The organism is Maribacter spongiae (genome assembly GCF_047345125.1).
Classification (GTDB): domain Bacteria; phylum Bacteroidota; class Bacteroidia; order Flavobacteriales; family Flavobacteriaceae; genus Maribacter.
Map to the genome: position 1 here is coordinate 55,583 of NZ_JBLFEQ010000009.1, position 13,990 is coordinate 69,572.

At 40.4% G+C, this 13,990-nt stretch carries 13 protein-coding genes; 7 read left to right on the plus strand and 6 right to left on the minus strand.

Annotated elements, in window-relative coordinates; genetic code table 11:
• Window positions 1-11: 11 nt before the first annotated feature.
• Window positions 12-2,927 carry an FAD-binding and (Fe-S)-binding domain-containing protein gene (locus ACKWB9_RS12780; RefSeq protein WP_414003414.1) on the minus strand — a complete coding sequence of 972 codons (2,916 nt, stop codon included), beginning with the start codon at window positions 2,925-2,927 and terminating at the stop codon, window positions 12-14.
• A 90-nt stretch (window positions 2,928-3,017) separates the two neighbouring features.
• Here ACKWB9_RS12780 and ACKWB9_RS12785 point away from each other — a divergent pair, with 90 nt between their 5' ends.
• Window positions 3,018-3,506 (plus strand): hypothetical protein, encoded by a 489-nt coding sequence (locus tag ACKWB9_RS12785; protein ID WP_414003415.1) that lies wholly within the window; start codon window positions 3,018-3,020, stop codon window positions 3,504-3,506.
• Window positions 3,507-3,793: 287 nt separating this feature from the next.
• The gene (locus ACKWB9_RS12790; RefSeq protein WP_414003416.1) at window positions 3,794-4,918 is read left to right on the plus strand and encodes a redoxin domain-containing protein; all 1,125 of its coding nucleotides are present in this window, start codon (window positions 3,794-3,796) and stop codon (window positions 4,916-4,918) included.
• 82 nt (window positions 4,919-5,000) lie between these two features.
• Here ACKWB9_RS12790 and ACKWB9_RS12795 read toward each other — a convergent pair whose 3' ends face one another.
• Window positions 5,001-6,641, minus strand: coding sequence for an LVIVD repeat-containing protein (locus ACKWB9_RS12795; RefSeq protein WP_414003417.1), 1,641 nt, complete (start codon window positions 6,639-6,641; stop codon window positions 5,001-5,003).
• A gap of 128 nt (window positions 6,642-6,769) precedes the next feature.
• Complete coding sequence (locus ACKWB9_RS12800; protein ID WP_414003418.1) at window positions 6,770-7,420, minus strand: rhomboid family intramembrane serine protease; 651 nt, start codon at window positions 7,418-7,420, stop codon at window positions 6,770-6,772.
• A gap of 59 nt (window positions 7,421-7,479) precedes the next feature.
• Here ACKWB9_RS12800 and ACKWB9_RS12805 point away from each other — a divergent pair, with 59 nt between their 5' ends.
• Both ACKWB9_RS12805 and ACKWB9_RS12810 read left to right on the plus strand, forming a co-directional pair.
• Window positions 7,480-8,382, plus strand: coding sequence for a lysophospholipid acyltransferase family protein (locus ACKWB9_RS12805; protein ID WP_414003419.1), 903 nt, complete (start codon window positions 7,480-7,482; stop codon window positions 8,380-8,382).
• Between the two features lie 156 nt (window positions 8,383-8,538).
• Window positions 8,539-9,009, plus strand: coding sequence for an MORN repeat-containing protein (locus ACKWB9_RS12810; protein ID WP_414003420.1), 471 nt, complete (start codon window positions 8,539-8,541; stop codon window positions 9,007-9,009).
• Between the two features lie 50 nt (window positions 9,010-9,059).
• Here the strand turns inward: ACKWB9_RS12810 and glmM are convergent, their stop codons facing one another.
• The gene (gene glmM / locus ACKWB9_RS12815) at window positions 9,060-10,448 is read right to left on the minus strand and encodes a phosphoglucosamine mutase (RefSeq protein ID WP_414003421.1); all 1,389 of its coding nucleotides are present in this window, start codon (window positions 10,446-10,448) and stop codon (window positions 9,060-9,062) included.
• A 93-nt stretch (window positions 10,449-10,541) separates the two neighbouring features.
• Here glmM and ACKWB9_RS12820 point away from each other — a divergent pair, with 93 nt between their 5' ends.
• Together ACKWB9_RS12820 and ACKWB9_RS12825 are read left to right on the plus strand one after the other, a co-directional pair.
• Window positions 10,542-11,138 (plus strand): acyl carrier protein phosphodiesterase, encoded by a 597-nt coding sequence (locus ACKWB9_RS12820; protein ID WP_414003422.1) that lies wholly within the window; start codon window positions 10,542-10,544, stop codon window positions 11,136-11,138.
• Between the two features lie 95 nt (window positions 11,139-11,233).
• Complete coding sequence (locus tag ACKWB9_RS12825) at window positions 11,234-11,665, plus strand: GNAT family N-acetyltransferase (protein WP_414003423.1); 432 nt, start codon at window positions 11,234-11,236, stop codon at window positions 11,663-11,665.
• A gap of 2 nt (window positions 11,666-11,667) precedes the next feature.
• On the opposite strand, the gene ACKWB9_RS12830 is transcribed toward ACKWB9_RS12825, so the two are convergent.
• Complete coding sequence (locus ACKWB9_RS12830) at window positions 11,668-12,432, minus strand: XRE family transcriptional regulator (RefSeq protein WP_414003424.1); 765 nt, start codon at window positions 12,430-12,432, stop codon at window positions 11,668-11,670.
• Between the two features lie 186 nt (window positions 12,433-12,618).
• Between ACKWB9_RS12830 and ACKWB9_RS12835 the strand changes: the two genes are divergently transcribed.
• Window positions 12,619-13,395: a TIGR03915 family putative DNA repair protein gene (locus ACKWB9_RS12835; protein WP_414003425.1), complete on the plus strand. Its 777-nt coding sequence runs from the start codon at window positions 12,619-12,621 to the stop codon at window positions 13,393-13,395.
• Between the two features lie 70 nt (window positions 13,396-13,465).
• On the opposite strand, the gene ACKWB9_RS12840 is transcribed toward ACKWB9_RS12835, so the two are convergent.
• The gene (locus ACKWB9_RS12840; protein ID WP_414003426.1) at window positions 13,466-13,990 is read right to left on the minus strand and encodes a hypothetical protein; all 525 of its coding nucleotides are present in this window, start codon (window positions 13,988-13,990) and stop codon (window positions 13,466-13,468) included.

The window sequence follows — 13,990 nt, forward strand, 5'->3', positions numbered from 1 at the left end:
TTACAGGTCCTTTAGTGGAGCCGTAAGGCCTCTTTTAAGATGCTCACCGGGTGTTTTGCCGTTCTTTGGGTGCCATCAAAAATTTGATGTCTACAGCTTGTGCCGTTTGCTGAAATAATAGTGCTTTCGGGTGTTTTGGATATGGCCGGAAAGAGCTTTAGGCCACCAATCTTCATACTGGTCCCGTAATGCTCTTTCTCATAACCAAAAGAACCTGCCATACCGCAACATCCGGATGGGATAATGGTCACTTTATAGTTTTTTGGGAGGTTCAGTACATCAAAAGTCACTTTTTGATCGCTCAATGCTTTTTGATGGCAATGGTTATGTATTTTTATATGTTTTGGTTCTTCGGTAAACATGGAAGCTTCCAAAACTCCCTTTTCTATTTCCTTTGCTAAAAACTCTTCGATCAAAAAAGAATTTCCCGAGATACGATCGGCTAAATCCTTATCATCCGTCATTCGTTTGTACTCATCGCGAAAGGAAAGAATAGCAGATGGTTCCAAGCCTATTACCGGTTGCCCTTTTTCCATAAAGGATTCCATGGCCCTCATGTTTCTTTGTGCCAATCGTTTGGCTTCTTTCAAAAACCCTTTTGACAAATATGTCCTTCCGCTTTCCGCATAAAAAAGTTGGACACCATACCCTAACCGCACTAGAAGCTCCAGGGCATCTCTACCTACTTCTATATCCAAATACCGTGTAAACTCATCTATGTATAAAACAATTTTATTTTTATTCACATTGTATTGACTTTCAATGTTTTGAAGGTGTTTATCGAAATTAAAATTATAAACCTTAGGCAAGGTCCTTTGTTCGGCCACTCCACTAACTTTTTTTAACAACCTCCCCAAAAATCCCGAAGAATAAACGGCATTGGTCAATCCAGGCACCTTACTTCCCAATTTATTGAGTTTGGTGTTATGGGCGAACAATTTACTTCGTAAAGAGTACCCGTTCGTTTCTTGATATTGATACAGGAATTCCGCTTTCAATGTGGCTACATCCACATTGCTGGGGCATTCACTGGCACAGGCCTTACAGCTTAAGCATAAATCAAATGCTTCCTTCAATTCCGTCCGATCAAAACCGTTGGCTTTTTTAGGGTGGGTCAAAAACTCCCGCAAGGCGTTGGCCCTGCCCCTGGTCGTGTCCTTTTCGTTCTTGGTGGCATGATAGCTCGGACACATTCCCCCGGGCATATGATGTGTCTTTCTGCAATCTCCACTCCCATTACATTTCTCGGCAGCCTTCAAAATCCCTTCACTATCGGAGAAATCAAAAAGTGTTTTTATCTCGGGCTCTTCCCTGTCCACCTCATATCTTAAAGATCCGTCCATGGGATAAGGATCTACGATTTTACCCGGATTAAAAATCCCTCTAGGATCAAAATATGATTTTATACGCCTTAAAAGTCCATAGTTGCTTTCCCCGATCATCAATGGTATGAATTCTGCCCTTACGATACCATCGCCATGTTCTCCACTAAAAGATCCTTTATATTTTTTGGTCAGCTTGGCCACATCCGTGGTAATGGCCCTGAAAAGGGCCACATCGGCTTTCTTTTTGAGATTAAGGATCGGGCGTAAATGCAATTCCCCCGCCCCCGCATGGGCGTAATACACCGCCTTTTGCCCATACCCCTTCATAATTTGGGTGAATTCACCAATAAAATCCTTCAGGTCCGGTAAGGCGACCGCAGTATCTTCAATACAGGCCACGGCCTTCATATCGCCCACTATATTCCCCAAAAGTCCCAGCCCTGCTTTGCGCAGTTCAATAGCCCTGTTGATATCAACGCCCATTAAGACGGGGCTGGCATAGCTCAACCCAGATCCGGCAATTGTTTTTTGGAGTTCATTAACAGCTTTTTGCAATCCTTTTTCATTATGTGCACTCACTTGTAATAGTAGCAAAGCTTCCGGGTCGCCTTCCACAAAAAATCGGTTCGCCAATTGCGCTCTATTATTTTTGGTGCAATCCAGGATTACCTTGTCCATCATCTCACACAATTGCAAAGGATGTTCCATTACCGGAACTACATCGGAAAGGCAATCTTCCAGGGTTTTGTAATGTGTGACCACCATTGCGGACAATGGGGGCGGCAAATCGTCCAACTGCAACGTAATTTCCGTCGTAAAGGCCAGGGTGCCTTCGCTTCCGCACAACAATTTAGCCATATTGAACCCTGCTTCCCGGCCATGGAAAATTTCTGAATGGAGTAATTCATCAACGGCATACCCCGTATTTCTTCTATGAATTTCGGGTTTTGGAAAGTTATCGGTTATTTCATCCGCTATTGATTTATCGGACAGCTCTTTATGTATATTTTTATATAGTGAAGATTCAAAGGACTCAGAAGTTAATTTGGATTGAAATTCTTGTTGTGACAGTTGTCTGAAATCTACTTCGCTACCATCTGAAAGAATCGTTTTAAGCGATACGACCTTGTCGCGGGTAACGCCATATTGAATGGAAGTCGTTCCGGAAGAGTTGTTCCCTACCATTCCCCCTATCATGCACCTGTTGGACGTAGAGGTATTGGGTCCAAAGAAAAGACCGAACGGTTTTAGATATCGGTTCAGTTCATCCCGTATAACTCCCGGCTGAACGGTGACCTGCTTTTTATGCTCATCCAAATGAAGGATTTTGGTGAAATGTCTGGAGACATCCACCACCAAACCATCCCCCACACACTGCCCAGCCAATGAGGTCCCTGCCGTTCTAGGAACAATCCCGATTTGATGCTCGTTCACAAAAGTGATGATTTCCCTAATATCCTCAATCGTTTTGGGAAAGACAACGCCCAAAGGAATTTTACGATACACCGATGCGTCGGTAGCATACAAAGCTTTGGAAAGGTTATCTATTTGAAGCTCCCCTTCTAATTTCGGGGCAAGATCTGACAGTAAATTATTATTCAATTTGGCACAATTTTGGTCACTAAATTAAGTTTTATTGTTTGAGCTACATACCAAATCGTTTCTTTTTCAATTTAATTAAAACAAGAACCTATGAAATTTTTAAATTGTCTTACAATCGTTCTTTTTTTTGGGATTACTGCATTAAGTGCCCAGGAGATATCCGACCATGCCATAGGTCTCCGTCTTGGGGATAGTGATGGCTTTGGTGCAGAAGTATCTTATCAAAAATCCATTGGGCGTTATAATAGGGCGGAGTTTGCCCTGGGCTGGCGGGACAGTCGGAATTTTGATGCTTTTAAGCTAACGGCCCTTTATCAATGGATACGGCCTATTGAAGGTGGTTTTCAATGGTATTACGGCGTTGGTGGAGGTTTGGGAAGTGTGGATTTTGGTTCCGACCCCGATCGGGATGACGGTCTGTTCGTTTTTGCGGCAGGCGATATCGGAATAGAATACAATTTCGACATCCCTTTATTACTTTCCCTGGATTTTAGGCCCGAGTTGGGTATATTGGGCTATGATGGATTTACGGATAGTTTTGATTTTGATATTGGATTGGGCATACGCTACCAATTTTAAATACTGATATAAAAAAATCCATTAAAACCTATTATTCCGGGATATTTCAGCTGTTATTGATGCATAGCCCGTATGTAACCGCTAAGCTTTCCCCGAGGAATTATGGGAATGTGGGAACCCCTAAATGAAGAGTTTCCACGAACCGTTAATATTTAAAGTTCAAATTCAAGGCCCTGACATGTATTCAGGGTCTTTTTTTATATCCTATTATATAAGTACATTTGTTTTCGATAAAAATCTATGACCAAATGTTCGGTCTCACCTTAAAAACAAATAAAAAGTATTCGATGAAAAAGATTTTAATGCCGGTTATGGCAGTTTTGGCGTTGTTAGGCTGTAATACAAATCCGGAAGGTTTTGTGATAAAAGGAAATTTACGGGGAGAAATTGAAGATGGCACAATGGTCTTCTTGAAAAAAATTGGCGAAAACAATCAACCCGTCGAGGTAGATACCGCTTTGTTGGCACAAGGAAATTTTGAATTTACCGGAACGGCAACAGCATCACCGGAACTACATTATATTTTTTTAGACAAGACACAGGCCTATACGGCATTGGTTGTTGAGAATGGAAAAATTAACCTTAGCGCGCAAAAAGACAGTTTGGGGTTCGCAAAAATTACAGGAACCGTTCAAAATGATATTTTTGGTGATTACCTGGAAAAATCACGTGAATTTTCCCTACAGGCAAAATCTATTCAAAACGATATGAGAAATACCACGGATGCGGCCTCACAAACTGCACTTAGGGATGAACTGCAGGAACTGCAGGAAGAATACAAAGGGTTTGAATTAAAGTACATAAAAGATCATCCAAATGGCCTGATTTCGGCATTGTTACTGGACAGGGCCATGGCCACAAAGGCCATAGAAAGTGAAGAAGCCGGGGGAATTTATGATGCATTGACCCTGGAAATTCGAAATTCAAAGCCGGGAAAACGCATTTCAGAAGGATTGGAAAAACTTAAAAAAGCAGAGGAAGCAGCCAAGAAGACAGCTATAGGGGCAAAGGCACCTAACTTTTCCGGTCCCGACCCGGAAGGAACGGTTATTGCTTTAAACGATGTACTGGGAAAAGTTACTTTAATCGATTTTTGGGCCGCGTGGTGTAAACCCTGCCGTGCCGAAAATCCTAATATCGTTAACGTTTATAACAAATACCACGATAAGGGCTTAAATATTATAGGTGTTTCTTTGGACAGAACGGCAGATGCATGGAAAAAAGCCATTGCCGATGATGGATTGGCCTGGAACCAGGTTTCGAATATTGCCTATTTTAATGATGAAATTGCCCAAATGTATAATATAGATGCCATTCCTGCTGCGTTCTTATTGGATGAGAACGGGGTAATCGTTGCCAAAAACCTTAGGGGACCGGAACTTGAAGCTAAAATTGCTGAACTTTTGAATTAAGGGAAGAAATATAGGAATAGAAAAAGCGAGGGGCAATAAAATTAATTGCCCCTCGCTTTGGTTTTATAGCTATAAATAATGTTTAAAACTTGTTTCTCACATCCCTAAAAGTTCCTATCACGGAAGCATTTCCGCTCCTTTGAACGTTTCCAAAAATATTTACCACGGAGTCTTCACCAATAAACTCGATCGTTGCACCATCGTTCAATATCAGGTCGCCATATATTGTTAGATTTCCTTCTACCCGCATAGTGGCATTCTCGTTTATATTGACTTCCCTCCTTCTATTGTTTCGGCCCACCACCAGCGTACCGTTCATTTCAAAAAGTCCATTTCGATTAACAATGACATTGTTTCTTACCGTCCAGGAACCACATAACAGCAAAGCACCGTTTACATCAAAGTTATTAAATCGTTTTGCACCCCTATAGGCCAATTCCTGACCTTCGTTCACCCTAAGATTAGAGTTGCCCCTATAGCTGTCCAAATCGGCACAACGCTCCACCAAACTCTCATTTGGCCTGTTCAGTTTTATAATTTGCAATCCTTCTTTACCCGAAGCCGCAAAAATATAATCTCCTTTGGAGGCAACATAGTTTATGGAGCCTTCCAGCTGAATGATGCCCACCAGTTCCGTATTGTCCTGTTGCTCTTCGGACAAGCAAAGGCCGGCCCCGCCATTGGCCATTAACAAAACATCTTGATTTGTAGCTACGGCATTGGTCACTACATCCGCACCATCTACATTATCCGGGTTTAAAAGAATGGGGACGTATTCTATAAAAGAACCCGTCGTGGCATTGTAAACACCGGCGCCCTTGGCACCCTCTGCCACTACTATATTTTCTCCCGAGAAATCCAAGGTACGCTTGGTATTGTTTCCAAAGTCGGAATCTATGGGAATCTCCCTGATAATTCCCAAACTATTGTCCAGGATACTAACACCTTTGCTGGCATCCAATACGGCAATGGAATTATCTTTTACCGCTACGGAACGTAAATCCAAAAAGGGAGCTTCGTCAACAACGGCAAGATCCGATGTATTATAAACCGTAACAAACCCATCTTGACCGCTTGTCGCCAAAACGCGATTTCCATTAACCGCTATACCTGTACCATTAAATCCTTCTTGAAACGCATAAATAACGCCGGCACTAAAATTCATAAGGCCATTTGAAACCTGTATCTTGGCAACAAAAGAATTGGCCGTGGCCCTAACGGATTTTTCCGCATCCACACCGCCTACTAAATAGATATAACCATTGCTGTATTTTATCGCATTAACATCCGCATTTGAATAATACAACCTTGATGAAACGTACGGATTGTGAGGGTCGCTAATATTAATAATGTCTACACCGCCAGCATATCCGTCTTCAACCGTATTATAGGAAACATAGGCATAGTCCCCCTCAACATCAACATGTGAGGCCGTCAAGTTTTCACCTCCGCTAAAAGAGGGTACGGCTACTTGTGTGATCAAGGTTAAAGGGTAATCGCCCGCAACCTCATTTTTACCGGTCAGATCGGATTTACCGGTCAAGGCAGCTTCTTCGTAGATGTCCAGCACACCGGCTTTATCATATACGATACTATTCTCCAGTACATTGTTATTGGTCTCTAACCTCAGATCATCTTCGGGTTCATCATAAACTTTGGTTTCATCGCTACATGAAAATAGAAAAACAAATAGTGTGATAGGTAAAAGAAATATTCTTTTCATCGGGGTTGGTATTTTAATTTTTTCAAGAACGTACCCAAAACGATCCTCTTATAAAAAAGATGTCTTTTTCGATGAAATGCACAAATTAATTGCAGAAACTATATTCAATATAAGCTTTTTCTTACTTTTTATATTTTCCCCATTTTTTCAAGAATAAAGAGCAATATGATGGGAACGGCCAAAAGCAATACCGTAAGAGTGTCTGTCCGCAATAGGTCTGGTATAAAAAACAAAGTAGTTATATAACCCCCAATAGCCCCTCCAAAATGTGCGGTATGGCCAATATTCCCCAATCTACTCTTCATACCGTAGATGGAATATAAAAGATACCCTATCCCCAATATATAGGCCGGTATGGGAACAGGAATAAACATAATGAACAAAGAGTCGTCGGGTTGTAATAAAATGGCGGCATATAAAACACCTGTTACCGCGCCACTCGCACCAACGGCACTGTAATACGGTTCATCCTTATGAAAAAAAAGTGCCAATAAGCTTCCCGCAAACAAACTGATACCATAAATGATGCTAAATTTAACCGGGCCAAACCAAGCAATGACCACATCTGCAAAAAAATACAGGGTGAACATATTGAAAAACAGGTGTGCAATATCTACGTGCAAAAAACCGGAGGTGAACATGCGTTCTTTCTGCCCTGCCCTTATGGCCCCGATACCGAATTTATAACGGTCAAAAAAATAAGTATCATCAAACCCTTTTAGGGAAACCAGTACATTGGCCGCAATTATGGCAATGGTGGCAATATGCAAGTCATTCATTCCTAACCTCTATCTTTGGAGTCAAATATAGCTATATTTGCCCATTATACTCTTGGCGCATGCAACTTCTAATCTTCCTATTGGCCTATCCTTTTTTATGGTTGATCTCTATTTTACCGCACACACTATTTTATGGATTTTCCAATTTTGTATTCTTTGTGATATATCATATTATCGGCTATAGAAGAAAAGTAGTCCGCAACAATCTGAAGCTTGTTTTTCCCGAAAAGGATAATACCGAACTAAAACTGATCGAAAGGGCCTTTTTTAAGCATATGTGCGACGTCTTTCTGGAAACGATCAAAACCATGGGGCTTTCTGAGGAAAAGATGAGGATAAAATTTAAAATCATAAATCCGGAAATTATTCAAAACTTGGAACGGGAACGCAGTGTTTTGGTCCTATGTTCCCATTATGCGAACTGGGAATGGATCATAAGTGTCAATAGCCTTTTAAGTTGTAAGGGCTATGCGGTCTATCAAAAAATCAGCAACAGCTATTTTGATGCCTTTATACGAGAAGTACGTTCAAAATGGAACACTGCCCTCATCACGCAACAACAAACGGTAAAGACCGTGGTCAGGAATAGGCAAAATGGGCAAAAAGCGGCAATAGGCATGGTGAGTGACCAATCCCCACAGGCACACCGTGCGCAATATTGGTCCAATTTCATGGGGATAAAAGTCCCCGTTTTTAATGGAGCCGAAACCATGGCCCGTAAATTGGAACTCGCCGTTGTATTTTTAAAAGTAAGCAAAGTAAAAAGAGGGTATTACAAAGCGGAATTCATCCCTATTACCAAAAACGGAAAAGAAACGGAAGAAGGTGAGATTACAGAAACCTTTTTACGTTTAACGGAACAACAAATAAGGGAAAAACCGGAACATTATCTGTGGACGCACAAAAGATGGAAACACAGGGACAAGGAACCGGCGTCTTTTGCCAAAGTTTTAAAGGTCTGAATTCTTTTATTGATAAAAAAGATCTACCCCCCCCCTTTTTTTATGTTTACTTGATTTTATCCTCAAAGATCATTTACTTAATTTTTTTACCCCAGAAATCATTATTCCTGTAAGTTTTAGGAGGTGGTTACCGACCTACGAATAAAAATAACGGGTATGAAAAAAAGAATCTTACTATTTATTATGGTTTTTACAATGATCAATTTGGCAAAAGGCCAAGAATTCAATACGATTCCAGTCAGTTCGGATTTTGATTCGCTACAGGATGGTTGGTATAAATTTGATTTTCAGAACACATATTTTGATGTGGAATTCAAGACAGGAAGGCTGGTTAAGGGAATAATTAAATGGGCGGACGGTTCTTCATATTCCGGAGATCTCTCAGGCACAGGAATATCGGGCAAGGGAACCTACATTTGGTCAGATGGAAGCAGGTATGAGGGTAAGTTCAAGAACCATAAAAGACATGGAAAAGGTTCTTTGATCAATAAAGACGGGAGCAAATGGAGCGGTAAATGGGTAAACAACCAAAAACAGGGCAAAGGTAAAGTTTTTAATGCCTCCGGTGAGGTTACACAAGTGGGTGTTTGGGCTTCGAACGAACTATTGACGGAAACAAAAAAATAAAATGTCGGCCTCAAAAGGCCGACATTTTATTTTATATCGATTTAAAAGTTTTAGATGCCTGCCACTTCTTTTATCTCCGCAATAATTTTGTCGGCCAAATCGTCCGCTTCGGTCTGACTTTTAGCTTCGGTATAAATACGGATAATAGGTTCTGTGTTCGATTTTCTTAGGTGTACCCAGTTTTCTGGAAAATCGATCTTGACCCCATCAATGGTAGAAATTTCTTCATCCCCGTATTTATGGGCCATAGCGGTCAGGATGCCATCAACATCCAATCCGGGCGTTAATTCAATTTTCTTTTTGCTCATAAAATAACTTGGATAACCCGCCCTAAGTTCGGCTACGGTACCGCCTCTTTCGGACATCAGCATTAAAAACAAAGCTGTTCCTACTAAGGAGTCACGGCCATAATGACTTTCAGGGTATATTATTCCTCCGTTCCCCTCACCACCTATAATGGCATTTTTAGCTTTCATCTTGGCGACCACATTTACTTCGCCTACGGCCGCGGCTTCGTATGTTCCGCCATGTTTTTGGGTAATATCCCGTAACGCCCGGGAGGAGGAGAGGTTGGAGACCGTATTTCCCTTTGTTTTTCCCAAAACATAATCGGCACAGGCTACCAAGGTATATTCCTCTCCGAACATTTCACCGTCATTGCTAATAAAAGCCAATCGGTCCACATCGGGATCTACCACTATACCAAAATCGGCCTTTTCGGACACTACCAATTTACAAATATCGGTAAGATGTTGTTTTAATGGTTCGGGATTATGTGGAAAATGTCCGGTCGGATCACAGTACAATTCCACAACTTCAACACCCAATTCTTTTAAAAGTCTGGGTATGGCAATTCCTCCGGTCGAGTTGACACCATCTACCACTACCTTGAATTTGGCTTTTCGTATGGTATCGGCATCTACCAGGGATAGTTTGAGTACTTCATCAATATGAACATCGATATAACTGTCATTTCTTGTGATATTGCCCAAATCATCCACCTCACAAAAATCAAAATCCTCTTTTTCGGCAATAGCCAGAATTTTAGCTCCTTGGGCAGCATCTAAAAACTCTCCCTTCTCATTTAACAATTTAAGGGCGTTCCACTGTTTTGGGTTATGACTGGCAGTTAGAATGATCCCGCCATCGGCATTTTCCAGAGGTACGGCAATTTCAACGGTCGGCGTAGTGGATAAATCCAAATCGATTACGTCAATACCCAATCCGGTTAATGTGGAAACTACTAAATTCTGGATCATTTCCCCAGAAAGTCGCGCATCTCGTCCAATAACTACTTTTAACTTATCCTTTTGGGAATAATCCTTCAGCCAAATTCCATATGAAGCCGCAAATTTCACGGCATCTATTGGGGTTAAATTATCTCCGGGCTTACCACCAATGGTTCCCCTGATTCCTGAAATAGATTTGATAAGTGTCATAGGTTGTCTAAAAGTTTTTGCAAATATAGCGGTCTCATGGGAAAAGAAAGTGGGGCAATTTGTAAATTAGATCCAGAAAACGGAAATTGATCAATGAACTTTCTGGCACATATATACCTCTCTTTTGGGGACAAGGAAATTACCATTGGAAATTTTATTGCAGACAGTATCCGAGGCAACAAGTTTAAACATCTTCCGCCCAGGGTCCAGAAAGGTATTGAATTGCACCGGTATATAGATACCTATACCGATTCCCATAAAATTCCAAAACAAAGCAGTAAACGCCTTCACAAGAATTACAGCCATTATAGTAGAGTGATCGTAGATATTTTTTATGACCACTTTTTGGCCAAAAACTGGTCGGTTTATTCCGAGGAACCCCTTGCCGTTTTTGTAGAAAATTTCTATGACCTCCTAGAAGATCATTATGCTATACTTCCGGATGGAACCAAGCGCATGATGCCTTATATGATTACGGATAACTGGATTTACAACTACTCCAAAATAGAAGGAATAGCCAGTATTCTCAATGGTATGAACAGAAGAACCCAAAACCGCTCGAAAATGAATTTTGCCATCTTGGACCTGGAGGAGCATTATGAAGCTTTTGAAATGGAATTTACCGCTTTTTTTGAGGAGTTGATCGTTTTTTCCCGACAGAAATTCAATTCTATGCAGGTAATTAAATAGTAATAATTAATTATATGCAAGTTAGTTAAAATACATATTATAAAGTTTTAGTTTAAATATAATATTATTGATAAAACATTGATACGATCATTAAAATGATAGCAATAAAACGAATCCAAAAAGAAGATATTCCAACGGGGCTTCAGGAACAACTTGAAACACTCTATAAGGAACTGAATTCCGAGATAGAGCAACTTACGCTAAAGGAGGTGCTAATAACACTTAATCCTGCCGAAGTGGTTTGTGCTTTTGATGGCACACGGCTTATCGGTATCGCCATGATGGCTAAATATAATGTAATTTCAGGATATAAGGGAATGATAGAGGATGTTGTGGTCTCGAAAAACTACAGGGGTCAGGGTATTGGCCGCAAACTTATGGAACTGCTCTTGGAACGTGCCAAAAAATGTAAACTGAACGATGTACTCCTTTTTAGCGGACACCATAGGACACCGGCGATCGGTCTCTACAAAAGTTTAGGGTTTCAACTAAAGAACAGCGGATTATATGTAAAGAAAATGATTTGAAATCACACCTTTTTCACATGTTTTAATTGACTTTTCAATTCTTGCATGGATTCTTGCAACTGTTTTAATAGCCCACGATCAGTAGTAGCATCTACATTAAACGTAATCTTACTGCTCACTTCCCAGATTTCCTGTATTTGGAATGGTTTAATATCATAAGGGGGGTAGGTTTCGTTCAGGGAAACCAATGTTACATTATTGGAGTTAGGTCGTTTCTCTATTTTTTTTACCATCACAGAATCCTGTAAGACCACTACGTACATTTTATTGGCACTTACATGGTCTATATGTTCAATGGCACGTGCCAAGACCCATTCCCCGGGATGCAGATTGGGCAACATGCTATCCCCTTCTACCTGAAAACCGCGATAGGTAGCGTTTCTAAACTCGGGAATAGGCAGATCAAATGCCGGTAATTGCTCATACCAACTGGTATCCGCAATATTTTGCGGATACCCTGCGGCCGCTTTGGCATTTACCAAGACCATATTATCATTATCCGCAGCATCTACAGTGACCACTTTGGGAATGACACTGGTATTGGAAGTTTCCAAATACCGTGCATCGCTTTCCCCGAACAACCATAATGGATTTATCTTGAATTGCTTCAATAATTCCGAAACTACTTTCCCGGAGAGTTTGGTGCGCCCGCGCTCTATGTCCGCAGTCGTATTGGACACTCCCAAAAGGGTCGCAAATTCCGTTTGGGTGTATCCCAGCTCCCGACGGACATCTGTAAATCTTTTTAACGTAAGTTCATTTTCCATAATTCAAATATAGGAAATATGGATTATATCCAAAATTATATTTGGATTATTTCCATAATTAGGAATAATTCCATATTTTTGGAATAATTACTGTATTGCATTTTTCAGGATTATATCTAATGCACAAAAAAATACAGGTAGTTAAGATGTTTAAAAAAATTGATTGTCCATAAAAAAACAGGTAGTATGAAAAACACTAAAACCCTTATCTATGATGGAAGTTTCAATGGTTTTCTCACTGCGGTCTTCATCGCTTTTGACGAGAAAATAGATGTAGTGGATATACAAAAGAATAGCCAAAACCAAAATGGACTTTTTTCGGAAACAGAAACTATTTTCACCCATATAGAAAAAGCGAAATGTGTGTGGAACGCTATCCGCAACAAAAGTTATCCTGCCATAACTGCTATTTATTTTGCTTTTTTGAGCGAGACCAGGGGTATTGAACCCATGCTCTTTGGTTACATTCAGAAATTGATGTCAGGTAACGATAAAAACTTGGCGAATCCCGCGGATGATACTGTTTTGTATATTTCCAAACTGATGCGAAAAGTAAGTCGGGAAAAGCGCCACATGGAAGCATCTATACGTTTTCGATCGACTAAGGACGATGTTTATTTTGCGAATATAGCACCCGATTTTGATGTATTGCCCTTAATTTCCAAGCACTTTCGTAACCGTTATAAGAACCAGCAATGGCTCATTTATGATACAAAGCGCCAATACGGCATCTTTTACAATTTGGAATATATAGAAATCATTTCCTTGGATTTAAGTGAAACCCATGAGAACCGTACCCAAAATAATAAAACCAATGTCCCAAGAGAATACGGGCATCAGAATCTATGGGGGTATTATTTTCAAAATGCCGCTATTAAATCTTGTATTACCAGAAAATTACATAGGCAACACACACCTAAACAATACGGAAAACATTTGAGCGAAAGCAAAGAAGCGGTATAGATATAGTTATGTGAAAATAACCAAATATCGTAATGTAAAGATAACGGCAAGAGCCTAATATCTCTTATTATTATTTACTCCGTTCCCCAATAAACTGGTCGCTTTTATTTTTGAACAATATATTAAAACTGGTCAGGCTCCCATAAATACGGGTAATATATTGTTGTAAATCTATCTTTTCTTGATCGTCCAAATTTTTACTGCTATTGATTTTTTGTTCCATCACACGGATACGATCACGTACCATCACTATTTTATGAAAAAAAGTATCAATAGGTATTTCTTTGTTCGCAAGAGCGTTACCAGGTTCCAAAATGAGTTTTCCCCCACGCCATTTATCGGCCAGGGCCACTTTTTCATGCGTATCGCTCCATTTTTCCAAAATTTGGGTCAGGGAACTTTCAATATCAAAAAAGCTGACCGTGTCCACATCGTCTTCCAAACTTTCGATTACCTCAAATTCCGAATCGATGGCAATGGTTTCCAGACCTCTTTCCATAAAAGTTACCCAATAATGTTTAGAGGATACATTGGTAACCACACCCTTTCCGTATTCCAAATGATCAATTCTAGATCCTATTCCCAACAATTGCAT